Consider the following 25,276-nt stretch of genomic DNA (forward strand, 5'->3'; position numbering starts at 1 on the left):
TTTCCTTCTCTCGTCTTAGCCGTAGAGCGAGCGCCTAGCGGCGCTTGCCCTTACGGTCGTCCTTGACATGGCCGCGGAATGTCCGCGTGGGAGCGAATTCGCCGAGCTTGTGCCCGACCATCGACTCAGTGACAAACACCGGAATGTGCTTGCGTCCATCGTGAACGGCAATCGTGTGACCCAGCATGTCCGGGACGATCATCGAACGGCGGGACCAGGTCTTGATGACGTTCTTGGTGCCCTTTTCGTTTTCCCTGGCGACCTTCACAAAGAGGTGCTGGTCTACGAAAGGACCTTTTTTCAGGCTGCGTGGCATGTGTCCAGGCTCCTATCGCTTGTTCTTGCCAGTACGGCGGCGACGAACAATAAGCTTGTCGCTCTCTTTGTTGGGGCGGCGGGTGCGGCCTTCACGCTTACCGTTCGGGTTGACCGGGTGACGTCCACCGGAAGTCTTACCTTCACCACCACCGTGCGGGTGATCGACCGGGTTCATGGCGACACCACGGACGGTCGGGCGAACGCCCTTCCAGCGCATACGGCCGGCCTTGCCCCAGTTGATGTTCGACTGCTCGGCGTTGCCGACCTCGCCGACGGTTGCGCGGCAGCGCACGTCAACGTTGCGGATTTCACCGGAGGGCAGACGCAGCTGGGCGAAACGGCCTTCCTTGGCGACGAGCTGAACCGAGGCACCTGCAGAACGGGCCATCTTGGCGCCGCCACCCGGACGCAGTTCAACTGCGTGGATGGTGGTACCAACCGGGATGTTGCGCAGCGGCAGGTTGTTGCCCGGCTTGATGTCAGCGTCGGGGCCAGCCTCGACGAAGTCACCCTGGGACAGCTTGTTCGGGGCGATGATGTAACGCTTGGTGCCATCAACGTAGTGCAGGAGGGCGATGCGAGCCGTGCGGTTCGGATCGTACTCGATTTCGGCAACGCGGGCGTTGATGCCGTCTTTGTCGTGGCGACGGAAGTCGATCAGACGGTACTGGCGCTTGTGGCCACCACCCTTGTGACGGGTAGTGATCTTACCGGTGTTGTTACGGCCGCCAGTCTTGTGCAGCGGACGCAGCAACGACTTTTCCGGAGTCGATCGCGTGATTTCGGAGAAGTCGGCTACGCTCGAGCCGCGACGGCCCGGGGTAGTCGGCTTGTATTTACGGATTCCCATAATTCATTTCCTCGTTAAAGTGGTCTCCGCTACGCGAGCGGACCGCCGAAGATGTCGATTGTGCCTTCTTTGAGGGTGACAATTGCACGCTTGGTGCTCTTGCGCTGTCCCCAGCCGAATTTGGTCCGCTTGCGCTTACCGGCACGGTTGATGGTGTTGATCGATTCGACCTTGACGGAGAAAATCTTCTCCACGGCCAGCTTGATCTCGGTCTTGTTCGAGCGGGGGTCCACCAGGAAGGTGTACTTGCCCTCGTCGATCAGGCCGTAGCTTTTTTCCGAAACGACGGGTGCAATGACGACGTCGCGCGGGTCTTTGATGGTGGCTGCACTCACTTGGCATCCTCCTCGTTCTTTGCCTTGTCAGCGATGAAAGCCTCGAACGCAGCCTTGGTGAAGACAACGTCGTCGGAAACCAGCACGTCGTAGGTGTTCAGCTGGTCTGCGTACAGAACGTGAACATCTGCGAGGTTGCGCACGGACAGTGCGGCAACGTCGTTGGCGCGCTCGATAACAACGAGCAGGTTCCGACGCTCGGAGACTGCACGCAACGCGGCGAGTGCTGCCTTGGAGGACGGCTTGGTGCCGGCGACCAGTTCAGAAACGACGTGGATGCGGCCGTTACGGGCGCGGTCGGACAGGGCGCCACGCAGTGCGGCAGCCTTCATCTTCTTGGGGGTCCGCTGGCTGTAGTCACGCGGCGTCGGGCCGTGGACGATGCCACCACCGGTCATGTGGGGAGCACGGATGGAACCCTGACGGGCGCGGCCGGTGCCCTTCTGCTTGAACGGCTTGCGGCCTGCACCGGAAACTTCGGCGCGGGTCTTGGTCTTGTGGGTACCCTGGCGAGCAGCAGCGAGCTGTGCGACGACGACCTGGTGCAGCAGCGGCACGTTGGTCTGGACGTCGAAGATCTCTGCAGGCAGGTCTACCTTGACAGTGCTAGTCATCTAACTAGGCTCCCTTCACGGCGGTGCGTACGAGGACGACCTGGCCGCGGGCGCCGGGGACGGCACCCTTGATAAGGAGCAGCGACTTCTCGGCGTCAACAGCGTGAACCGTGAGGTTCAGCGTGGTGTGACGTTCTGCGCCCATGCGACCGGCCATTTTCAGACCCTTGAAGACGCGGCTCGGGGTGGATGCGCCACCGATGGAACCGGGCTTGCGGTGGTTCTTGTGCGCACCGTGGGAGGCTCCAACACCGTGGAAGCCGTGACGCTTCATAACACCGGCGAAGCCCTTACCCTTGCTGGTGCCGACGACGTCGATCTTCTGACCGGCTTCGAAGAGCTCAACAGAAAGCTCCTGGCCCAGTTCGTAAGACGCGGCGTCTGCAGTGCGCAGTTCGACGACGTGGCGGCGAGGAGTTACGCCAGCCTTTTCAAAGTGACCAGCCAGCGGCTTGGTGACCTTGCGGGGATCGATCTGGCCGTAGCCGATCTGAACGGCGACATAGCCATCAGTGTCTGCGTTGCGCAGCTGGGTGATGACGTTGGAGTCAGCCTGGACGACAGTTACCGGGATGAGCTTGTTGTTCTCGTCCCAGACCTGGGTCATGCCGAGCTTCGTGCCCAGCAGGCCCTTTACATTACGGGTTGCGGTCATAGTTTTCTCAGCACCTCCCTACAGCTTGATTTCGATGTTCACGTCGGCCGGCAGGTCGAGACGCATAAGCGAGTCAACAGCCTTCGGCGTGGGGTCGATGATGTCGATCAGACGCTTGTGAGTACGCATTTCAAAGTGCTCGCGGCTGTCCTTGTACTTGTGGGGAGAGCGGATAACGCAGTACACGTTCTTCTCCGTCGGCAGCGGCACGGGGCCCACTACCGTTGCGCCTGCGCGCGTGACCGTCTCAACGATCTTCCGCGCTGAAACATCAATGACCTCGTGGTCATATGACTTCAGCCGGATGCGGATTTTTTGTCCCGCCATGTCGCCTGACTCTCTTTCAGTCTGTGCTGCCCTCGAATAAGGGCTGCCCTGTTCACTTACGTGTTGCATGTGGCTGCCGAAGCATTCGAAGCAGTGCTACCACCCGCCGCACAAGCTGAATCCGGAGGGATCCGGGTTCCTCAACTTGCCGGTGTAACCGACCCCCGCGGTCGGGCGTGTCGCGCATTCCACGCAAAATCGTCCGAATTCCTTGGGGGATCTGGGTTATGTTTGGGCTTCAGCTTGGACCCTGACACCCGGCATTATCCGGATCGGGACACGAAGAAGCGCTTGAACAACTCACCTAGTATGCCGGAATTCCCCGGCATAAGCCAATTGGGCCCCCGCGGAGCATTGCCATCGGCTCCCGTGCTCGGGATGATTGGGTCATGACTGTCCAGGATTCTGCCACTGTGGGGGATCTTGCAGGCCGCATCCGGCCGGATTTCGTCTTAGGTGTCGCCGCTGCTGCTTTCCAGATCGAGGGCTCGCTCACAGCGGACGGACGCGGACCGTCAAGTTGGGACGCCTTTGCCGAGAAGCCCGGCGCCATCGTCGACGGTCACTCACCCGCCGTCGCCTGCGACCATTACAACCGGGCGGACGAAGACATTGCCCTCATGCAGGCCCTGGGCGTGGATTCCTACCGCTTCTCCCTCTCCTGGCCACGGATCCAACCCGGCGGCAAGGGACCCATCAACCAACAGGGCCTGGACTTCTACGACCGCCTGATCGACAAGCTCCTGAAGGCCGGGATCTCCCCCATGGTGACGCTGTTCCATTGGGACACTCCCCTGCCGTTGGAGCACGACGGCGGCTGGCTGAACCGGGCGACGGCGGAACGGTTCGCCGAATACTCTGCTGCGGCGGCGCACCGCTTCGGTGACCGCGTGGCGCAATGGGTCACCCTGAACGAACCTGTCTCGGTCGCGTTGCAGGGATATGCGCTCGGTGTCCACGCTCCCGGGAGGCGGCTGCTCTTCGACGCCTTGCCGGCTGCCCACCACCAGTTGCTCGGACACGGCCTCGCCGTCCAGGCCCTGCGCGCCGCCGGCGTGGCGGGATCTGTCGGCGTCGCCAACGTCCACTCTCCGGTCCGGCCAGCAAGCAAACGGCTTGCCGACGGTCTCATGGCCAAGGCCTTCGACCTCATCTTCAACCGGGTGTACGCCGATCCCATCCTCCTGGGGCGCTATCCGAAGCCGCCGCTCCAGGTGAGGCCCTGGTTCAGGGCCTTGGGCAAGGTCCGCGACGAGGATCTCAAGACCATCCACCAGCCCTTGGATTTCTATGGCCTGAACTACTACTACCCCGTCAAGGTAGCCTCGGGCCGCGGCGATGGAAGCCCGCCCGGCAGTAACTCGGACATGATGGCCAAGCTGCCGTTCCATCTGGCGGCGTTTCCCGAATACGAGACGACAGGATTCGGTTGGCCTGTGGCTCCCGAACACCTCGGAATCCTGCTGCGGGAGCTGAAGGACCGCTATGGGGCAGCCTTGCCTCCCCTGTTCATCACGGAGAGCGGCGCGAGCTTCCCGGAACCGGACCACACCCCGGGCCCGGTGCACGACGCCGATCGCATTAGCTACCTTGCTTCGCACCTTGGCCAGGCTTTGAGGGCCACGGCCCCCGGCGGGATCGCCCACGACGTCGAACTTCTGGGCTACTACGTCTGGACACTGCTGGACAACTTCGAATGGGCTGCCGGATATTCGCAACGATTCGGGCTGGTGCACGTGGACTTCGATACCCTCGAAAGAACCCCCAAGGACTCGTACTACTGGTACCAGTCCTTGAGCAAGGCGCGACGGAGCTGATTCACGTCCCTTTTGTGGACCGAACGTGTTAAATCAGTCTTTCCTGTTCGCCCGATTGATGCGCTTGGCGCGATCGATCTCGCGGCGGAAGTATTTCCTTCCCCACAGGACCCCGGCTACCACGACAACCGCCAAGACGAGAAAAATCAACGTTCCCATTCCGCGTTCCTCCTTTGAGGCAACGCTATCAGGGTGCGCTCCTGTTGAGGCGCCAGACGGCGAGGGCAATCAATGCCAAGGCGATCACCGCGAGCATCGCGAAAGCGTAAGAACGAAGGGCCCACATCACGCTCAGGGCAACGCCCGCGGCACCCCACCACACGAACATCCGCTCGGCGAGGAGCAGCCCGGCAAGCAGTATCACCGCATGCCCGATGAGGACCCATAATTGCTGTGGCACAGTGCCCGGAAAGTCGCTGCCCGGGACTATCGAAAGGAAGCCGCCGAGGGACAACAGGCCCGAGGCGAGCCCGAACCTGAGGCGCCCCTCCTTTTCGTTCCCCACGTAATAGCGCACCCCTGCCAAAACGCCACCAAGGACCGCAAACCACTGCACCACCCAAAAGAGCTCGGGCCTGGCGCCATGGACGAAAAGAAGCGCCCGCTGGGCGGCCGCAAGCACCAACACCGCGCCCAGCTCTGCGACGGCGAACCTGATGACCCGGGTTGCCTCAAGGTAAGCCACAGCCAGTGCGGCGCAGAGCAGGCCGGTTCCGGCGAGGGCCGTGTCATCACGCGATAGGCCTGCGGCTGCGGACAAGGCAAGTCCCCCTCCAGCCACGATCGCAAGCGACCACCGGCGCACGGGCCGGGATCCCACGCCCGGGATCCCCGACCAGCGAGCCGCGTAGAGCAGGCCCGCCGCCCCGGCGCAACCCACGAGCCACGGCAGGAAGTCCGCCCATTGAGCCCCGACCAGGCCAGGAGCTCCACCGAGGACCGAATCGGCCAAGACCGTCGCACCGACCAGGCTCGAGGCGGAGGCAAGCGGGTAGAAGCCGGGCATTCCCTCGACGTGGGAGGCCAGGAAGCACACTAGTGCCAATACCAGTCCCGCCATTCCCATGGTGGTGTCCGACACCTCGGCGGACAGCACCCCTCCGGCGCCTGAGAAAGCCAGCGCCGCCGCCAGCCAGAACCAGCGCTCGGGGACGCCGCCTCCCGGGTGGAGCAGCAGCCGTACGCCAGTCACCAGGAGTGACATTGCGAGCAGCACCACGGGCACCACCGACTCTTTGAGCAGCGGCTCGGCAAGCCACGTCCCGGACGGAAAGCGCACCTCTGGTCCGGCTGACACCAGCACCGCAATCGACGCCGGAATGGCCAGATATTGAGCACCGCGGGCAGTGAAGATCAGGTTCGCGACGAAAGCGGAAACCACCAAGACAGCCAGCTCGAGCAGCAGGACCCAGCGGCCGCCGTCGTGGGCTTCCGGCTGAACCACGGACAAGAGGTACGTTGCCGGCAGCACGGCCTGAGCGCCGAGGGTCACCCAGACTGCCGCCTGTTGGAAGGGAATCTGCTGCAAGTGGTTCCGCATGAGCCAGCGGATGACGTGCTGCAGCACGAGGACGCCTGCGAAAGTCAGCGACACAACTGTGACGGAGGCCGAGACGTCGTGCGCCAAGACTGCGGCAACGGCGGCCGTGAGGATCCTGGCGGCGATGAAGTAGATGCCCTTCGCCGTGCGCCCGGGAGCCGTGGCCACCATGACGGCGCTGAACACTGCGAAGATGGCAAGGAACGCCTCGACCTCGTGAACGTGCCCGCCGCGAAGCAGCAACAGGAGCACCAACGTCGAAGGCGCGAAGACCGCGGAGGCGCCCTCTGCGCGCAGCATGAACCCGGCCGCGACCGCGGAGGCCGCCAGGATGATTGAGGCCGCCACCGCCTGCCAGCTTCCGGCCGAGGAGCCGTCGAAGTAGCTCCCGGAAATGCTCACGACGGCGGCCGCGCCTGCCATGAACGGCAGCACCACGGCTGCGTCGAGTGTCGCGAGGCCCCGGTCAGGGCCGCGGACCGCTTCCACAAGCGGCGGGAGCAGTTGGAGTGCCAACGCAACGAAGACGACGGTCCCAAGCTGAAGCTCCTCCCCCGCCAGAACCAGTCCGCCGCCGTCCCGCAGCAACTGCAGATAGCCTGAGCCTGCGAGCAGGGTGGCAAGCACACGGACGGCCCACCAATAGCCGCGGCGGTGCAGGGTACGCGGAAGGCGGAGCGCCTGGATGCCGAAGTACAGCACTGCAACGAGCAACACCGTGTTTCCCAACGCCACGGAGACTGCGCCGAAGGATAACGCCCCTGCCCAGGCAATAGCTGCCGGCGCAATGGACTCAGCCACTCTCCTGCGCCCAACGGGGAGGTCCAAAGCCTGCGGGAACAACGTCCAGCCAAGCAACGCAACACCAAGGACATGAATGACAATGGCCGCTCTCGTCAGGGCTTGGTCAGGCGCTTGCTCCAGCAAAAGCAGCAAAGCAATCGCAGCCATTCCCGCTCCGGCGAAGGCTGCGAGGCAAGCGCTCGGCGCGAACGTCGTGACACCCGAGCGGATCAGCACGGCTTCCAGCAGCAACTGGAACGTCACCGCGACAAGGAAGGCCAGCACGACGGCGCTATGACGGCCGGCACTCTCCGGCACTACCCCGGCGGTCACTGCCGGAACGCAGACAGTGAGCGCAATGCGCCCTGCCAACACAAAGAGCCTGCGCTTGGGCTCCATTGGCCCACTTGCCCGCAGCAGCCAGAACCCGCCGACGATGCCCAGCAGTGCCGCCGTCGGCCAACCGCCCAGCTCATCGACGAACGGGGCAGCGACCACAATCGCGGCGACAGGGAGCCACTCGGCTTGGCCTCCCAGCTTCCACGCCAGGACCAGGCTGCACAGAAGGGTCGCGAACAACGGGGTCCCCACGGGGGTCTCCGAATGCCGCACCAGGATGGCGAACGCCCCCATGAAAGCCGCCGCGAGTTGTAGTCCAAAGCACACCACGGCATCAATCCAACAGCGCCGGATCGCCTGGGCTGTGCCGGGCCACGGGAACCAACCGACGAGCCTACCGCTGTCGAATGCCGACCACAGCGACTGCAGGGCAAGGAGCACGACGGCGGCCAGCAGCACTTCAGGCAACCCAAGCCCGGCGTCTGAAAGGAACACGAGGAAGGCCACGGTGAATGAGAGCCTCGCGGCATAGAACTGTTGAAGCCGGAACGCGCCCCGGGGATGGACCGCCATCACGGCGAAATACAGGCCAGACGCCATCATGATGATCGCGTACTCGCCCTTGCCCAGATGCTGGGGCACGAAAGTGGCTGCGAGTGCAACGAACGGCACGACATAGGGGTGGAGGGACATCAATGGCCGGACATAGACCGGCGGCAGCCAGCGCGGTTTGCGCATGGCGATCAGGGTCAGGAGTACGGCGAATCCGATCAGGCAAGCGAAATACCAGACGAGCGCACCGCCCAGCATGGACACGCCGGACCACGCCGCGGAGACAACGAAGCTCAAGGACAGGAAGGCGAGGACCCTGTTGTCGAGCCGCACCGCGGCGACTACATAGGCCACGGTCCCGACAACGGACGTAACCAGCCAGGCAGCCGCGCCGTTATGCAACGCGAAGTTGTACATCGCCAGACCGGTCACCGGGATCAACGCAAGGCCCGTGCCAGCGAAAGCGATCGCGGCGGGCCGAAGCCTGGGAGCCCTCGCATGGAGGATGAAACCCGCCGCATAGAAGGCAGCCGTGATGGTCCAGACGCCCGCGAATCGGAGGACGGACGGAAGGCTGGTGCCGATGAACAGGGCCGCAGCCGCGACCAGCAGCAGGCTCGCCACGTACAGCGTGACGTTGATGTTCTGCCGATCCCGCTTCTGTTTCCGCGCCGTTTGCTCCGCACGCAGGGCCTCCGGCGAGATCTGTGCACGCTGCGGGATCTGGGCCTCTGGCGGGATCCGGGCATCTGGCGGGATCCGGGCAGCTTGCGGTATCTGCGGCAACTGCCAATGGATGGGGGGCAAGGGCTCAACGGGGACGGGTGCGAACGTTTGGCTGCGCTCCGGATGCGGCGGGCGGAAATCCCGTGGTTCCACAAGAGCAACTGTGCGGCGGGCCTCGGCGTCGCGCCACCCCGCCAGGTGCCCGGCCAGATAGCCGGCGCGATACTGCCCGGCGGAATCGTCAACCACCCGCTGTGCAGCCCTTTCGGAAAGCGAACGCCCCTTCGATTTCCCTACGGAGTAGGACACCAATGAGGTGACGAAGACAGCAAACAGAACGAGGATGGTGCCGAAGAAGCCAGACATTCCTGATCTCCTGTCCAGGGGCGACGAAGCGGCACGGGCTGCGGATCCGCAAAGTTAAGGATCCACAATCCGCCATTAATCCATTCGATGGATGAACGATAGCAAAAAAGAACCCCGCCACGATAGTGACAGGGTTCTTTTTTGCTTTGCTACCGGACGCCAGGCGGCCGGTGCTCCACCGATCTACAAGTAGAAACTACTTGAGGATCTTGGTGACACGTCCCGAACCAACGGTGCGGCCACCTTCACGGATTGCGAAGCCGAGGCCCTCTTCCATAGCGATCGGCTGGATGAGCTCAACGGTCATCTCAGTGTTGTCGCCAGGCATAACCATTTCCGTGCCTTCCGGCAGGGTGATAACGCCGGTTACGTCCGTGGTACGGAAGTAGAACTGCGGGCGGTAGTTCGAGTAGAACGGGTTGTGACGTCCGCCTTCGTCCTTGGAAAGGATGTAGACGTTGGCCTCGAAGTCGGTGTGCGGGGTGATGGAACCCGGCTTGACGACAACCTGGCCACGCTCGACGTCGTCGCGCTTCAGACCGCGGAGCAGGAGGCCACAGTTCTCGCCGGCCCATGCTTCGTCGAGCTGCTTGTGGAACATCTCGATACCGGTAACGGTGGTCTTCTGGACCGGACGGATACCAACGATTTCAACTTCAGAGTTGATCGCGAGGGTACCGCGCTCGGCGCGACCCGTAACAACGGTGCCACGGCCGGTGATCGTGAAGACGTCTTCGATCGGCATCAGGAACGGCTTGTCGCGGTCACGAACGGGGTCCGGAACCGAGTTGTCGACAGCTTCCATCAGGTCCTCGACGGACTTGACCCAAACCGGGTCGCCTTCGAGTGCCTTGAGGCCGGAAACACGCACAACCGGAGCGTCGTCGCCGTCGAAGCCCTGAGCGCTGAGCAGCTCACGAACTTCCATTTCAACGAGGTCGAGAAGCTCTTCGTCGTCAACCATGTCGGACTTGTTCAGCGCGACCAGCAGGTAGGGAACACCAACCTGGCGGGCGAGCAGAACGTGCTCGCGGGTCTGAGCCATCGGGCCGTCAGTGGCGGCAACCACGAGGATCGCACCGTCCATCTGGGCAGCACCGGTGATCATGTTCTTGATGTAGTCAGCGTGACCCGGAGCGTCTACGTGTGCGTAGTGGCGCTTCTCGGTCTGGTACTCAACGTGGGAGATGTTGATGGTAATACCACGCTGGCGCTCTTCCGGAGCAGAGTCAATCGACGCGAAGTCGCGCTGCTCGTTGAGAGTGGGGTACTTGTCGTACAGCACCTTGGAAATGGCGGCAGTCAGCGTCGTCTTACCGTGGTCAACGTGACCAATGGTGCCGATGTTGACGTGCGGCTTAGTCCGCTCGAACTTTGCCTTTGCCACAGGTTCCTCCTAGAACGATTTCAAGTGAGTTGCTTCTCGGCCGCGCTTTTCGCGGCAGAAACTCCAGCAAGTCTACTTGGGGGCTTTGGATTTGGTGAAATTGCAGATTCAGGGACCAATGCCGGTACCTGGAGTCTGTTCGCGCAGGAGCCGGACTGCGGCCTGGGCTACAGCCCGGCGCCTGCACTGAATGCTTTCCCGGGAACGGGCCAGCATCCTGGTTTATCCGTCGGTGATTACTCGCCGCGGGTCTTCTGGATGATCTCGTCGGCAACTGCCTTCGGGACCTCGGCGTAGCTGTTGAACGTCATGGAGTACACAGCGCGGCCCTGGGTCTTCGAACGCAGGTCACCGATGTAGCCGAACATGCCGGACAGCGGAACGTGCGCACGGATCACCTTGACGCCAGCGGCATCTTCCATGGACTGCATCTGGCCACGGCGGGAGTTCAGGTCACCGATAACTTCACCCATGTATTCCTCAGGGGTGCGGACCTCAACATCCATCAGCGGTTCGAGCAGAACCGGGTTCGCCTTGCGTGCGGCTTCCTTGAAAGCCATACGGCCGGCGATCTTGAACGCCATTTCCGAGGAGTCAACATCGTGGTACGCGCCGTCAATCAGCGTGGCCTTGATGCCGACAACCGGGTAGCCGGCCAGAACGCCGTCGTTGAGTGCATCCTGGATGCCCGCGTCAACGGACGGGATGTACTCGCGGGGCACGCGGCCACCGGTGACCTTGTTCTCGAACGCGTAGAGCTCGCCGTCGGCGGTGTCCATCGGCTCGATGGCGATCTGGATCTTTGCGAACTGACCCGAACCACCGGTCTGCTTCTTGTGCGTGTAGTCGTGACGCTCTACAGCGCGCTTGATGGTTTCGCGGTAGGCAACCTGCGGCTTGCCGACGTTTGCCTCGACCTTGAATTCGCGGCGCATGCGGTCCACCAGGATGTCCAGGTGGAGCTCGCCCATGCCGGCGATGATGGTCTGGCCGGTGTCCTCGTTGAGGGAGACCTGGAAGGTCGGGTCCTCAGCGGAGAGCTTCTGGATGGCCGTGGAGAGCTTCTCCTGGTCACCCTTGGTGTTCGGCTCGATGGCAACCGAGATCACGGGCTCCGGGAAGCTCATGGACTCGAGGACGATCTGGTTGTTCGCGTCGCACAGGGTGTCGCCCGTGGTGGTGTCCTTCAGACCGATCGCTGCGTAGATGTGGCCAGCGGTAGCGCCTTCAACAGGCATTTCCTTGTTGGCGTGCATCTGGAACAGCTTGCCGATGCGCTCCTTCTTGCCCTTGGTGGAGTTGACCACCTGGGCGCCTGCTTCCACGTGACCGGAGTACACGCGGATGAAGGTGAGCTGGCCGAAGAAGGGGTGCGCCGCAATCTTGAACGCCAGGGCCGAGAACGGCTCTTCGGCGGAAGGCTTGCGGGTGAGCTCCTTCTCTTCGTCGCGCGGGTCGTGACCGACCATGGGCGGGACGTCGAGCGGGTTCGGCAGGAAGTCGACAACAGCATCCAGCATCGGCTGTACGCCGCGGTTCTTGAACGCAGAACCACAGAGAACCGGGTAGAGCTCGGAGTTGATGGTCATCTTGCGGATGCCGGCCTTGAGCTCCTCGACAGTGAGTTCTTCACCGTCGAGGTACTTCTCCATGAGTTCTTCGGAAGCCTCCGCAACAGTCTCAACGAGCTGTGCACGGTATTCCTCAGCCTTGGCCTGGAGATCGGCGGGGATCTCCTGGACCTCGTACTTGGCACCCATGGTGACGTCACCCTTGGCATCGCCCGGCCACACCAGTGCGCGCATCTCAAGGAGATCCACGACGCCGATGAAGTCGTTCTCTGAACCGATCGGCAGCTGGAGAACCAGCGGCTTGGCGCCGAGGCGGCTGATGATGGTGTCTACGGTGAAGTAGAAGTCAGCGCCGAGCTTGTCCATCTTGTTGACGAAGCAGATACGCGGCACGTTGTACTTGTCGGCCTGGCGCCAAACAGTCTCGGACTGCGGCTCAACGCCTTCCTTGCCATCGAAGACAGCAACGGCGCCGTCGAGGACGCGCAGCGAGCGCTCGACCTCGACCGTGAAGTCCACGTGGCCCGGGGTGTCGATGATGTTGATCTGGTTCTTGTCCCAGAAGCAGGTCACGGCGGCAGACGTGATGGTGATGCCGCGTTCCTTTTCCTGTTCCATCCAGTCGGTCGTCGAAGCGCCGTCGTGCGTTTCGCCGATCTTGTGGTTCACACCCGTGTAGAACAGGATGCGCTCGGTGGTGGTGGTCTTGCCGGCATCGATGTGGGCCATGATGCCGATGTTGCGGACCTTGCTAAGGTCGGTAAGCACGTCCTGTGCCACGGTGTCTCCCTTTCGGATGGACTACACGTTCGCCGCCAGCTCAAGGAGCCGGCGGCGTACGGGAAGTTTTACCAGCGGTAGTGTGCGAAGGCCTTGTTCGACTCGGCCATCTTGTGGGTGTCTTCGCGACGCTTCACAGCGGCACCGAGACCGTTGGACGCATCCAGGATTTCGTTCTGGAGGCGCTCGGTCATCGTCTTCTCGCGGCGGGCCTTGGAGTAGCCGACCAGCCAGCGGAGAGCGAGGGCGGTGGAGCGGCCCGGCTTGACCTCAACGGGAACCTGGTAGGTTGCGCCACCGACACGGCGGGAGCGAACTTCGAGGGAAGGCTTGACGTTGTCCATTGCCTTCTTGAGGGCGGCGACGGGGTCGCCACCGGACTTGGCGCGTGCACCTTCGAGTGCGCCGTAAACGATGCGCTCTGCGGTGGACTTCTTGCCGTCGATCAGAACCTTGTTGATCAGCTGGGTGACCAACGGGGAACCGTAAACGGGATCGGAAACTAGCGGCCGCTTCGGGGCCGGACCCTTGCGAGGCATATTACTTCTTCTCCATCTTTGCGCCGTAGCGGCTGCGGGCCTGCTTGCGGTTCTTGACACCCTGGGTATCGAGGGCACCACGGACGATCTTGTAACGGACACCCGGGAGGTCCTTCACACGACCACCACGGACCAGCACGATGGAGTGCTCCTGGAGGTTGTGGCCAACACCGGGGATGTAGGCGGTAACTTCAACGCCACCGTTGAGGCGCACACGTGCAACCTTACGGAGAGCCGAGTTCGGCTTCTTCGGGGTGGTCGTGTAAACGCGGGTGCAAACACCGCGGCGCATCGGGCTGCCCTTAAGCGCGGGAGCCTTGGTCTTGGAGACCTTCGGCGTGCGGCCCTTGCGGACCAGCTGGTTAATCGTAGGCACTTTCGTGTTCTCCGTTGGTTGATCTCTGCTCCGCGCCCAGGCGTTGGCCTGTGTTTGCGTGAGAGCTTTGGCGTTGTCCATGCGGCCCTGGCCCGAAGACCCGGTGGGCGTGCAAAAGTGCGGCATTCGTTGCGCACGTAGCCCGCAACCCGGAAACAGGCTCCACCCAGCATCATGAGAACAAAACCGAAATGATGCTGCGGCGGCCTTCATCCACTGCCACACAGAACAATTACCAAAATTCTAGCATGGCTTGATCTAGAGCCTTAATCGGGTGTAAAGGAGCGAACCACGACGGCGGGTGCCGCCCGCCGTCGTCGGGCGCCAAACGGGAAGGACCCCGCACTCGCTGAGTACGGGGTCCTTACCTTGACTTGCACACTAAGAGCAGGGCGGCAGGGTCCCTACGTGGCGCGGAACGCGACACGAAAGGGGCCGCCCTGATCGGCGTCAGCGGAAGTCGTTGCCGAGATCGTAGTCATCCAGCGGGATGGCGTGGAACTCGGGAGCTCCGTCGCCGCCCAGGGCGTCGTACGAGAAGTCGGTGAAGGCGCTGGGGCCCGTGAACAGGCTTGCCTTTGCTTCTTCAGTCGGCTCCACGGTGACCTCGGTGTAACGGGGCAGGCCCGTACCGGCAGGGATGAGCTTACCGATGATGACGTTCTCCTTGAGGCCAAGCAGCGGGTCGCTCTTGCCTTCCATGGCCGCCTGCGTCAGAACGCGGGTGGTCTCCTGGAAGGAAGCAGCCGACAGCCAGGACTCGGTTGCCAGAGATGCCTTGGTGATACCCATCAGTTCCGGACGACCGGAAGCCGGGGTACGGCCCTCGGACACCACGCGACGGTTCTCGTCCTCGAAGCGGCTGCGCTCAGCGAGCTCACCCGGAAGCAGATCCGAGTCGCCGGATTCGATGACGGTCACGCGGCGCAGCATCTGACGGACGATGACTTCCACGTGCTTGTCGTGGATGCCGATGCCCTGGCTGCGGTAAACGCCCTGGACCTCGTCCACCAGGAACTTCTGGGCGGCACGCGGACCCATGATGCGCAGAACCTGCTTCGGGTCCACAGGACCGTTGATCAGCTTCTGGCCGACGCTGACGTGCTCGCCATCCTCGATGAGGAGGCGGGAACGGCGCAGCACCGGGTAGGCGATCTCCTCGGAACCATCGTCCGGGGTGATGATGAGGCGCATCTGGCGCTCGGACTCTTCGATGGCGATGCGGCCGGCTGCTTCAGCAATCGGTGCGACACCCTTCGGAGTACGGGCTTCAAAGAGCTCCTGGATACGGGGCAGACCCTGGGTGATATCGTCGCCACCGCTGGCAGAAACAGCACCACCGGTGTGGAACGTACGCATGGTCAGCTGGGTACCGGGTTCACCGATGGACTGTGCGGCGATGATGCCGACGGCCTCTCCGATGTCCACGGTCTTGCCGGTGGCCAGCGAACGGCCGTAGCAGAGCGCACAGGTACCGACCTTGGACTCACACGTGAGCACGGAACGGACCTTGACCTCGGTGATGCCGGCTGCGAGCAGCTCGGCAATGACGACGTCGCCGCAGTCGGTGCCGGCAGCTGCCAGCACCGCACCCTTGGAGTCGACGACGTCGACGGCGAGGGTACGTGCGTAGGCGCTGTTCTCGACGTTCTCGTCAAGGACCAGCTCGCCGTTGGAGTCCGGCACGGCGATCGCGGTCATGAGACCACGCTCGGTGCCACAGTCCTCTTCACGGACGATGACGTCCTGCGAAACGTCCACCAGACGACGGGTCAGGTAACCCGAGTTGGCGGTACGCAGCGCGGTGTCGGCCAGGCCCTTACGGGCACCGTGCGTGGCGATGAAGTATTCCAGCACCGACAGGCCCTCGCGGTACGAGGACTTGATCGGACGCGGGATGATCTCACCCTTCGGGTTGGCCACAAGACCACGGATACCCGCGATCTGGCGGACCTGCATCCAGTTACCACGTGCACCGGAGGACACCATGCGGTTGATGGTGTTCATCGGGGACAGGCTGTCACGCATCGCCTGGGCGATTTCGTTGGTGGCCTTGTTCCAGATCTCGATCAGTTCCTGGCGACGCTCGTCGTCGTCGATCAGGCCCTTGTCGTACTGGCCCTGGATCTTGGCAGCCATGGTCTCGTAACCGGCCAGGATGGCCGGCTTGGAGGTAGGCACCTCGATGTCGGAGATTGCCACGGTGACGCCCGAGCGGGTTGCCCAGTAGAAACCGGCATCCTTCAGGTTGTCCAGCGTTGCGGCCGTGACAACCTTCGGGTAGCGCTCTGCGAGGTCGTTGACGATCCGGGAAAGCTCGCCCTTGTCTGCGACAGCCTCAACCCACGGGTAGTCCTCCGGCAGGGTCTCGTTGAAGAGAACCTGGCCGAGGGAGGTCTGGACCAGTGCGGTCTGACCCGGCTCCCAACCTTCCGGAGCTTCCCAGCCCGCGTAAGGGACAAAGCCCTCAAGGCGGATCTTGACCTGGGAGTTCAGGTGCAGCTCGCGGGAGTCGTAGGCCATGATGGCTTCCGAAACCGAGGAGAAGATACGGCCTTCGCCTGCGGAACCAACGCGCTTGGTGGTCAGGTGGTACAGACCGATGATCATGTCCTGCGAAGGCAGGGTCACCGGACGGCCATCGGACGGCTTCAAGATGTTGTTGGAGGACAGCATCAGGATGCGGGCTTCAGCCTGCGCTTCGGGGCTCAGCGGCAGGTGGACTGCCATCTGGTCGCCGTCGAAGTCGGCGTTGAAGGCGCCACAAACCAGCGGGTGAAGCTGGATAGCCTTGCCTTCAACAAGCTGCGGCTCGAATGCCTGGATGCCGAGGCGGTGCAGGGTAGGTGCACGGTTGAGCAGCACCGGGTGTTCGGTGATGATCTCTTCCAGCACGTCCCAGACCTGCGGGCGGTAACGCTCGACCATGCGCTTTGCCGACTTGATGTTCTGGGCGTGGTTGAGGTCAACCAGTCGCTTCATCACGAACGGCTTGAAGAGCTCCAGGGCCATCTGCTTGGGCAGACCACACTGGTGCAGCTTCAGCTGCGGGCCGACGACGATGACCGAACGGCCGGAGTAGTCGACGCGCTTGCCGAGCAGGTTCTGGCGGAAACGGCCCTGCTTGCCCTTGAGCATGTCGCTCAGGGACTTCAGCGGACGGTTGCCCGGACCCGTGACGGGACGGCCGCGGCGGCCGTTGTCGAAGAGGCTGTCAACAGCTTCCTGAAGCATGCGCTTCTCGTTGTTGACGATGATCTCCGGAGCACCGAGGTCAAGCAGTCGCTTGAGTCGGTTGTTGCGGTTGATCACACGGCGGTAGAGGTCGTTGAGGTCGGAGGTCGCGAAGCGGCCACCGTCCAGCTGGACCATCGGGCGCAGTTCCGGCGGGATCACCGGGACGGCGTCCAGCACCATGCCAAGCGGGCTGTTGTTGGTGGTCAGGAATGCGTTGACAACCTTCAGGCGCTTGAGGGCACGGGTCTTGCGCTGGCCCTTGCCGTTCTGGATGGTGTCGCGCAGGGACTCCGACTCTGCCTGCATGTCGAAGTTCTCAAGACGCTTCTTGATGGCTTCGGCACCCATGGAGCCTTCGAAGTACATGCCGTAGCGGTCGCGCAGTTCGCGGTACAGGCCTTCGTCACCTTCGAGGTCGGCGACCTTGAGGTTCTTGAAACGGTCCCAGACCTGCTCGAGGCGCTCGATCTCAGCATCCGCGCGCTTGCGGACGTTGGCCATCTGGCGGTCCGCGGAATCGCGGGCCTTCTTCTTGTCCGCAGCCTTGGCGCCTTCACCCTCGAGGCGGGCAAGCTCGTCCTCAAGGTCGCGGGCAATCGTGGCGATGTCGCTGTCGCGGTTGTCGACGAGCTGCTTCTTCTCGAGGTCGTGCTCCACCTGGAGGTTCGGCAGTTCCGCGTGGCGGCTCTCGGTGTCGACGCTCGTGATCATGTAGGCAGCGAAGTAGATGACCTTTTCGAGGTCCTTCGGTGCCAGGTCAAGGAGGTAGCCCAAACGGGACGGAACACCCTTGAAGTACCAGATGTGCGTGACGGGAGCGGCCAGCTCGATGTGGCCCATGCGCTCGCGGCGCACCTTGGCGCGAGTGACTTCAACGCCACAACGCTCGCAGATGATGCCCTTGAAGCGCACGCGCTTGTACTTGCCGCAGTAGCACTCCCAGTCCCGGGACGGGCCGAAGATCTTCTCGCAGAAGAGGCCGTCCTTCTCGGGCTTGAGCGTGCGGTAGTTGATGGTTTCCGGCTTCTTGACCTCACCGTAAGACCAGCCGCGGATGTCTTCCGCGGTGGCGAGGCCGATCTGCATGAGGCCGAAGGAGGATTCGCTGGACATATGGTCCCTGTTCTCTCTTGTTCTCTAAATTCTGAAGTCTTGGGTTTACGGAAAGAGGCAGCTGCCTTGGCTGGCGGTCTGCACCGCCAGCCAGAGCTGCTGTTTAGACCTCTTCTACGGAGCTGGGCTCTGCGCGAGACAGATCAATGCCCAGTTCTTCCGCAGCCGTAAAGACTGCGTCATCAGAGTCACGCATTTCGATCGTCGTACCGTCCGTGGAAAGGACTTCCACGTTCAGGCACAGCGACTGCATTTCCTTGATCAAGACCTTGAAGGATTCCGGAACGCCAGGCTCGGGGATGTTCTCGCCCTTGACGATGGCTTCGTAGACCTTCACACGGCCGTGGATATCGTCCGACTTGATCGTCAGCAGTTCCTGGAGGGTGTAGGCAGCGCCGTATGCTTCGAGCGCCCACACTTCCATTTCACCGAAGCGCTGGCCACCGAACTGTGCCTTACCACCCAGCGGCTGCTGCGTGATCATGGAGTACGGGCCGGTGGAGCGCGCGTGGATCTTGTCGTCCACCAGGTGGTGGAGCTTCAGGATGTACATGTAGCCCACGGAGATCGGGTCCGGGAACGGCTCGCCGGAGCGGCCGTCGAACAGACGGGTCTTGCCGGAGGAGTCGATCAGGCGGTCGCCGTCGCGGGTCACGTTGGTGGAATCCAGCAGACCTGTGATTTCCTCTTCGCGTGCACCGTCGAACACCGGGGTGGCAACGGTCGTCTGGCCGGATTCGCGAGGCAGGTTCGGGAGGTTCTTGACCCACTCCGGCTCGCCTTCGATCTTCCAACCGGTCTTCGCAACCCAACCGAGGTGCGTTTCAAGCACCTGGCCGACGTTCATGCGGCCCGGAACACCCAGCGGGTTCAGGACGATGTCCACCGGCGTACCGTCGGCAAGGAACGGCATGTCTTCGATCGGGAGGATCTTGGAAATGACACCCTTGTTACCGTGGCGGCCGGCGAGCTTGTCGCCGTCGGTGATCTTGCGCTTGGCAGCAACGTAGACGCGGACCAGCTGGTTGACGCCAGGGGGCAGCTCGTCGTCGTTGTCGCGGTCGAAGACGCGCACGCCGATGACCGTGCCGGACTCACCGTGGGGAACCTTCAGGGAGGTGTCACGCACTTCGCGGGACTTCTCGCCGAAGATCGCACGGAGGAGGCGCTCTTCCGGAGTCAGTTCGGTTTCACCCTTCGGGGTGACCTTTCCGACCAGGATGTCGCCGGCTTCAACCTCGGCACCGATGTGGATGATGCCGCGCTCGTCCAGTCCTGCGAGGACTTCCTCGGACACGTTGGGGATGTCACGGGTGATTTCCTCGGCACCAAGCTTGGTGTCGCGGGCATCGATCTCGTGCTCCTCGATGTGGATGGAAGAAAGAACGTCCTCAGCGACGATGCGCTGCGACAGGATGATGGCGTCCTCGAAGTTGTGGCCTTCCCAGGACATGAATGCCACGAGGAGGTTCTTGCCGAGGGCGAGTTCACCCTGGTCCGTTGCCGGGCCGTCAGCGATGATGCCGCCGACTTCGAGGCGCTGGCCTTCGTTGACCAGGACACGGTGGTTGTAGCAGTTGCCCTGGTTTGAACGCGCGAACTTGTTGATGCGGTAGCTGGTTTCCGTGCCGTCGTCGTTGAGCATGGTGACGAGGTCAGCGGAAACTTCGTTGACGACACCGGCCTTCTTCGCGATGACAACGTCACCGGCGTCGACGGCGGCGGCGCGCTCCATGCCGGTACCCACGAACGGGGCCTCGGAACGGACCAGCGGCACAGCCTGGCGCTGCATGTTGGCACCCATGAGTGCGCGGTTTGCATCGTCATGCTCAAGGAACGGAATCAGAGCGGTAGCTACGGACACCATCTGGCGCGGGGAAACGTCCATGAACTGGACTTCGCCGGCCGGAACCAGGACGGGCTCGCCTCCACCACCACGGGCACGGACGAGCACGGTTTCTTCCGCGAACTTCTTGTCTGCATCCAGAGGCGCGTTGGCCTGCGCAATCAGGACCTCTGCTTCGTCGTCGGCGGTGAGGTACTGGACCTCATCGGAAACAACGCCCTCGGACACCAGGCGGTACGGAGTCTCGATGAAACCGAACGGGTTGATGCGGCCGTAGGAAGCCAGCGAACCGATCAGACCGATGTTCGGGCCTTCAGGAGTTTCGATGGGGCACATACGTCCGTAGTGGGACGGGTGAACGTCTCGAACTTCCATGCCTGCGCGGTCACGGGACAGACCACCCGGGCCAAGGGCCGACAGGCGGCGCTTGTGGGTCAGACCAGACAACGGGTTGTTCTGGTCCATGAACTGCGACAGCTGGGAGGTTCCGAAGAACTCCTTGATGGCTGCCACGACGGGGCGGATGTTGATCAGGGTCTGCGGCGTGATCGCTTCGACGTCCTGCGTGGTCATGCGTTCGCGGACGACGCGCTCCATGCGGGACAGGCCGGTGCGGACCTGGTTTTCGATCAGTTCGCCGACGGCGCGGATGCGACGGTTGCCGAAGTGGTCGATGTCATCGATCTCGACGCGGAGCTCGTGGTCTTCGCCATCGCGCTTGCCCATGAGGGTCTTCTCGCCGGCGTGAAGCGCGACGAGGAACTTGATCATGGCCACGATGTCTTCAACGTGCAGGACCGAAGCTTCCTTGTCGCCAAGGGAGCGGTCAATGCCGAGCTTGCGGTTGATCTTGTAACGGCCAACCTTCGCCAGGTCGTAGCGCTTGGCATTGAAGTACAGGTTGTCCAGCAGGGACTGGGCAGCCTCGACGGTGGGCGGCTCGCCCGGACGCAGCTTGCGGTAGATGTCCAGCAGGGCGTCTTCGCGGGTTTCGGTAGCGTCCTTCTCCAGCGTTGCGCGCATGGAGTCGTACTGGCCGAACTCTTCGAGGATCTGGCCTTCGGTCCAGCCAAGGGCCTTCAGCAGAACGGTGACCGACTGCTTGCGCTTGCGGTCGAGGCGGACGCCGACCTGGTCGCGCTTGTCGATTTCGAGCTCGAACCATGCACCGCGGGACGGGATGATCTTTGCAGTGAAGATGTCCTTGTCACTGGTCTTGTCGGCGGTGCGCTCAAAGTAGGCGCCCGGCGAACGGACCAGCTGGGAGACGACGACACGCTCGGTGCCGTTGACAACGAACGTTCCCTTCTCGGTCATGAGAGGGAAATCGCCCATGAACACGGTCTGCTGCTTGATTTCACCCGTGTTGTTGTTCATGAACTCGGCCTTGACATACAGCGGTGCCGAGTAAGTGGCGTCACGGTCTTTGCATTCGGCCATGGTGTACTTCGGATCAGCGAACTCCGGCTCGGAGAAGCTCAGGGACATAGTGCCCTGGAAGTCCTCGATGGGGGAGATCTCTTCGAAGATGTCGGCAAGTCCAGAGGTGGTGGCGACGCTCAGGTCGCCTTCCTCGACGGCCTTTGCAACCCGCGACTGCCAGCGTTCGTTTCCGACCAGCCAGTCAAAGCTGTCTGTCTGCAGTGCAAGCAGATTCGGAACGTCCAGCGGTTCGTGAATCTTTGCGAATGAGAGCCGGCGAGTTGCACCATCGGTGCTTGCCGTATTAGCGGTTTCGTTATTAGAGGTGCTCGAGGCGACCAAGAGGGATCCTTCCACAGACCTTCAGGCGTTTTCAGATCTCCCCCGCTTGCACCCTGCAGATTGAATCCGCAGTGTACCTTTCCGGTTCCGCTATATGACCCGGGACCCCCGCTGGCCAAGACCATGCTCGTTCTAAACGGCACGTCGATGGCGCAGCTGAGAGGTAAAGCCCACCGCTATATGAAGGCTGAAGGTTAACAGGGAAGACGCAAATATCCACAATACGGCAAATCAACCCACCTGTCTACCCCACATCTCGCCTGAATGCAAGCACCGTTGCTGCAGGCACCTATGCGGGCAGGGTGGGTGGAATGTTGTCCCGGGCTCCATCGTTGAATGGAGAGGTGATGTACCCCACGGTAACCTAGGCTCACCACCTTTGATCGGAAGAGAGAAAATGAGCACCCCCTCAGAAACAGCGGACAACAACAGCGACGTTGTCATCCTTTCCGCCAGCCGCACCCCACAGGGACGGTTGAACGGGCAACTGGCCGGGTTCACCGCCGTCGAGCTCGGTGCTCACGCCATTTCAGGCGCCATTGCGGCAAGCGGACTCACCGCGGACCAAGTGGACGCAGTGATTATGGGGCAGGTCCTGCAGGCCGGCGCCGGCCAGAACCCGGCGCGGCAAAGCGCCATCGCCGCCGGAATCGGCTGGAACATCCCGGCGGTGACCATCAACAAGGTATGCCTCTCCGGACTCACTGCCGTGATCGATGCCGCTCGCATGATCCGCAGCGGCGACGCCGCCGTCGTGGTTGCCGGCGGCCAGGAATCGATGAGCCGCGCGCCCCACCTGCTGCCCGGTTCGAGGCAAGGGTGGAGCTACGGCGCGATCCAGGCACTCGACGTCGCGGCCCATGACGGCCTCACGGACGCGTTCGACGGACAGTCCATGGGCCTCTCCACCGAAATCAAGAACCTCTCGCTCGGCATCGACCGCCGGTCCCAGGATGAAGTGGCCGCCGCTTCGCACCAGCGTGCGGCCGCGGCTGCCGGGCAAGGAGTGTTCGACGGCGAGATCACGCCCATCAGCGTCAAGCAGCGCAAGGGGGAACCCTTGGTGCTGACAAGCGACGAAGGCGTCCGTCCCCAGACCACGCTCGAGACCCTCGCCCCTTTGAAGGGCGCCTTTGCGACCGACGGAACCATCACCGCGGGCAACTCCTCTCCCCTGTCCGACGGCGCCTCCGCACTCGTGCTCACGAGCCGGCGCTTCGCCGAAGAGAACGGCCTGGAATACCTTGCCGTCGTCGGGAAACCCGGCCAAGTAGCGGGACCTGACAACAGCCTGCATTCGCAGCCTTCCAACGCGATACGGCATGCGCTGGACCGGGCGGGGTGGACAACGGCCGACCTCGACTTCATCGAGATCAACGAAGCCTTCGGTTCGGTGGCGGTGCAGTCCTTGAAGGATCTGGACTATCCCTTGGAGAAGTGCAATATCCATGGCGGTGCAATTGCGATCGGGCACCCGATTGGGGCCTCAGGAGCGCGGCTTGCCCTTCATGCGGCCCACGAGTTGAAGCGCCGCGGCACGGGCAAAGCGGCGGTGGCACTTTGTGGTGGCGGCGGCCAGGGCGAAGCCCTGCTTCTCTACCGCGACTAGTTATTCGGTGCGTTCCGAAGCGGGAAGAGCCATGAACGGAAAGGGTGCATGAATGCGGGGCACTGAGCGATTCCTCGCCGACGCGGCCAACCGCGGACTTGGGGTCCAACTCGTGGAGCGGGCGGCGGCAAGCAGCCTTGAGGACGCGGCCCGCATCATGGGGATCACACCGGCGGACATCGTGAAGTCGCTTGTGGTCAAGCACCGGGATGGCACGTTCCTTTTCGCGTTGGTTCCGGGTGACCGGCAAATCTCCTGGCCCAAGTTGCGCGCCCTCCTGGGCGTCAACAAGCTGTCCATGCCCTCCGCCGAGGTCGCCTTCGAGGCAACCGGCTATGAGCGCGGCACCATCACGCCGCTGGGAAGTAGGACGCCTTGGCCGGTTTATGCCGATGCCAACATCACGGGACGCCGGATCTCCATGGGCGCAGGCGAACACGGATTCAGCGCGTTCGTCGACGCCGACGAACTGGCCGCTGCGCTGGAGGCCGTCGTCGCCGACATCAGCGACCCGATCTGAGCCTTCCAACAAACGCAGGGCGGGGTCACTTACGGCCCATCCGACAGCCCCCTATGGGCCGTAAGTGACCCCGCGTTGTTCTTGAAATGCAGGAAGCCCCGTCCGGACGAATCCGGACGGGGCTTCCTGAAAAGCCGAGTTACTTGACAGTAACCGTGGCGCCGGCAGCTTCGAGCTGCTCCTTGGCCTTCTCAGCGGCTTCCTTGGTGGCGCCTTCGAGAACAGCCTTCGGTGCACCGTCAACCAGGTCCTTGGCTTCCTTGAGGCCGAGGGAGGTGATGGCGCGAACTTCCTTGATCACTGCGATCTTCTTGTCACCGGCAGCTTCGAGGACGACATCGAATTCAGTCTTCTCTTCGGCCTCTTCAGCAGCAGCGCCACCGGCAGGGCCGGCGACTGCAACAGCAGCAGCGGTAACTTCGAAGGTCTCTTCGAAGAGCTTGACGAACTCGGAGAGCTCGATGATGGTCAGTTCCTTGAAAGCTTCAATGAGCTCTTCGTTGCTGAGCTTCGCCATGTTTGGCGTCCTTCCTTTAGGTGGTGCAGCCAAGGACGTCGTCCGTTACTGCACCGCAGTTTGAGTGGGGGAGAACTTAGTTCTCTTCGGTTGCTGCGTCAGCGGCTTCAGCCGGAGCGGCAGCCTCTTCCGCAGCAGCCTCGGCGGGAGCCTCTTCGGCAGCCGGTGCTTCTTCAGCGGCCGGTGCTACAGCGCCGCCCTCTTCTTCAAGCTTGAGGCGCAGAGCGTCAATGATGCGTGCAGCAGCGGCAGCAGGTGCCTTGAGGATGCCTGCAACCTTGGCGAGCTGCAGCTCACGGGACTCGAGGGCTGCCAGTGCGGCAACCTCTGCTGCGTTCAGTGCCTTGCCTTCGAAGTAGCCGGTCTTGATGACCAGCTGCTTGTTGGCCTTGGCAAAGTCCGTCAGGCTCTTGGCGGCAGCAACCGCGTCACCCTTGATGAATGCGATTGCAGTGGGGCCGGCGAGCTGACCGTCGAATGCTTCGACACCAGCTTCCTTGGCTGCAATGGCGGTCAGGGTGTTCTTGACGACCGAGAACTTGGTGTCCAGGCCGAGAGAAACACGCAGCTGCTTGAGCTGTGCAACAGAGAGCCCGCGGTATTCGGTCAGGACAGCGGCGTTCGATTCCTTGAAATCGTTGGTGATCTCAGCTACTGCGGAGATCTTGCTTGGCGTTGCCATAACCCTCCTTCCGGGGAATAAAGCCGGTCTTCCGGGTCCCCGCTCAAAAGAGCTGCAACTAAAAAACGCCCCGCGCAGATGCACGGGGCTTGGCTCGACACAATCCTACGATC

General features: G+C 62.6%; 19 protein-coding genes. 3 read left to right on the forward strand and 16 right to left on the reverse strand.

Translation table 11 applies throughout. The features are described 5' to 3' along the window. Positions 1-34: 34 nt before the first annotated feature. Genes rpsS through rpsJ form a run of 6 tightly spaced genes read right to left on the reverse strand, consistent with a single transcriptional unit; the run spans position 35 to position 3,099 of the window. On the reverse strand, positions 35-316 hold the full coding sequence (gene rpsS, locus QRN45_RS15425) for a 30S ribosomal protein S19 (RefSeq protein ID WP_018773666.1): 282 nt from the start codon (positions 314-316) through the stop codon (positions 35-37). Between the two features lie 12 nt (positions 317-328). Then, positions 329-1,168, reverse strand: coding sequence for a 50S ribosomal protein L2 (rplB, locus tag QRN45_RS15430; protein WP_264636747.1), 840 nt, complete (start codon positions 1,166-1,168; stop codon positions 329-331). 29 nt (positions 1,169-1,197) lie between these two features. Next, complete coding sequence (gene rplW / locus QRN45_RS15435; protein ID WP_059387362.1) at positions 1,198-1,503, reverse strand: 50S ribosomal protein L23; 306 nt, start codon at positions 1,501-1,503, stop codon at positions 1,198-1,200. Next, a complete protein-coding gene (rplD, locus tag QRN45_RS15440; RefSeq protein ID WP_059387361.1) occupies positions 1,500-2,117 on the reverse strand; it encodes a 50S ribosomal protein L4 in 618 nt (205 codons plus the stop codon). Before rplD ends, rplW begins: the two co-directional genes overlap by 4 nt. A 4-nt stretch (positions 2,118-2,121) precedes the next feature. Continuing rightward, positions 2,122-2,772, reverse strand: coding sequence for a 50S ribosomal protein L3 (rplC, locus tag QRN45_RS15445; RefSeq protein WP_078108091.1), 651 nt, complete (start codon positions 2,770-2,772; stop codon positions 2,122-2,124). Between the two features lie 18 nt (positions 2,773-2,790). Then, a complete protein-coding gene (gene rpsJ, locus QRN45_RS15450) occupies positions 2,791-3,099 on the reverse strand; it encodes a 30S ribosomal protein S10 (protein ID WP_003803825.1) in 309 nt (102 codons plus the stop codon). 389 nt (positions 3,100-3,488) lie between these two features. On the opposite strand from rpsJ, the gene QRN45_RS15455 reads away from it, so the two are divergent. Further along, complete coding sequence (locus QRN45_RS15455; protein WP_241707092.1) at positions 3,489-4,916, forward strand: GH1 family beta-glucosidase; 1,428 nt, start codon at positions 3,489-3,491, stop codon at positions 4,914-4,916. Positions 4,917-4,949: 33 nt separating this feature from the next. Here QRN45_RS15455 and QRN45_RS15460 read toward each other — a convergent pair whose 3' ends face one another. From QRN45_RS15460 to rpoB, 8 genes are all read right to left on the reverse strand, one after another. After that, the gene (locus QRN45_RS15460; RefSeq protein WP_264636749.1) at positions 4,950-5,075 is read right to left on the reverse strand and encodes a hypothetical protein; all 126 of its coding nucleotides are present in this window, start codon (positions 5,073-5,075) and stop codon (positions 4,950-4,952) included. Positions 5,076-5,103: 28 nt separating this feature from the next. Next, a complete protein-coding gene (locus tag QRN45_RS15465; RefSeq protein WP_284763883.1) occupies positions 5,104-9,222 on the reverse strand; it encodes a hypothetical protein in 4,119 nt (1,372 codons plus the stop codon). 196 nt (positions 9,223-9,418) lie between these two features. Then, a complete protein-coding gene (tuf, locus tag QRN45_RS15470) occupies positions 9,419-10,609 on the reverse strand; it encodes an elongation factor Tu (RefSeq protein ID WP_028265109.1) in 1,191 nt (396 codons plus the stop codon). A 236-nt stretch (positions 10,610-10,845) separates the two neighbouring features. Next, a complete protein-coding gene (fusA, locus tag QRN45_RS15475; RefSeq protein ID WP_078108088.1) occupies positions 10,846-12,960 on the reverse strand; it encodes an elongation factor G in 2,115 nt (704 codons plus the stop codon). 68 nt (positions 12,961-13,028) lie between these two features. After that, the gene (gene rpsG / locus QRN45_RS15480) at positions 13,029-13,499 is read right to left on the reverse strand and encodes a 30S ribosomal protein S7 (RefSeq protein WP_059387355.1); all 471 of its coding nucleotides are present in this window, start codon (positions 13,497-13,499) and stop codon (positions 13,029-13,031) included. A 1-nt stretch (position 13,500) separates the two neighbouring features. Beyond that, positions 13,501-13,875, reverse strand: a complete 375-nt coding sequence (gene rpsL / locus QRN45_RS15485) for a 30S ribosomal protein S12 (RefSeq protein ID WP_009358312.1) — start codon at positions 13,873-13,875, stop codon at positions 13,501-13,503. Positions 13,876-14,325: 450 nt separating this feature from the next. Next, positions 14,326-18,225 carry a DNA-directed RNA polymerase subunit beta' gene (locus QRN45_RS15490; RefSeq protein WP_078108087.1) on the reverse strand — a complete coding sequence of 1,300 codons (3,900 nt, stop codon included), beginning with the start codon at positions 18,223-18,225 and terminating at the stop codon, positions 14,326-14,328. A gap of 103 nt (positions 18,226-18,328) precedes the next feature. Continuing rightward, complete coding sequence (gene rpoB, locus QRN45_RS15495; RefSeq protein WP_078108119.1) at positions 18,329-21,835, reverse strand: DNA-directed RNA polymerase subunit beta; 3,507 nt, start codon at positions 21,833-21,835, stop codon at positions 18,329-18,331. Between the two features lie 397 nt (positions 21,836-22,232). Between rpoB and QRN45_RS15500 the strand changes: the two genes are divergently transcribed. Then, on the forward strand, positions 22,233-23,444 hold the full coding sequence (locus tag QRN45_RS15500) for an acetyl-CoA C-acetyltransferase (RefSeq protein ID WP_284763884.1): 1,212 nt from the start codon (positions 22,233-22,235) through the stop codon (positions 23,442-23,444). Between the two features lie 52 nt (positions 23,445-23,496). Beyond that, positions 23,497-23,964, forward strand: coding sequence for an aminoacyl-tRNA deacylase (locus tag QRN45_RS15505; RefSeq protein WP_284763885.1), 468 nt, complete (start codon positions 23,497-23,499; stop codon positions 23,962-23,964). Between the two features lie 139 nt (positions 23,965-24,103). Here QRN45_RS15505 and rplL read toward each other — a convergent pair whose 3' ends face one another. After that, a complete protein-coding gene (gene rplL, locus QRN45_RS15510; RefSeq protein WP_059387353.1) occupies positions 24,104-24,481 on the reverse strand; it encodes a 50S ribosomal protein L7/L12 in 378 nt (125 codons plus the stop codon). Positions 24,482-24,557: 76 nt separating this feature from the next. Next, the gene (rplJ, locus tag QRN45_RS15515; RefSeq protein WP_264636751.1) at positions 24,558-25,163 is read right to left on the reverse strand and encodes a 50S ribosomal protein L10; all 606 of its coding nucleotides are present in this window, start codon (positions 25,161-25,163) and stop codon (positions 24,558-24,560) included. Positions 25,164-25,276 lie beyond the last annotated feature (113 nt).

Source organism: Arthrobacter sp. efr-133-R2A-63 (assembly GCF_030209795.1).
Lineage (GTDB): Bacteria > Actinomycetota > Actinomycetes > Actinomycetales > Micrococcaceae > Arthrobacter > Arthrobacter bambusae_A.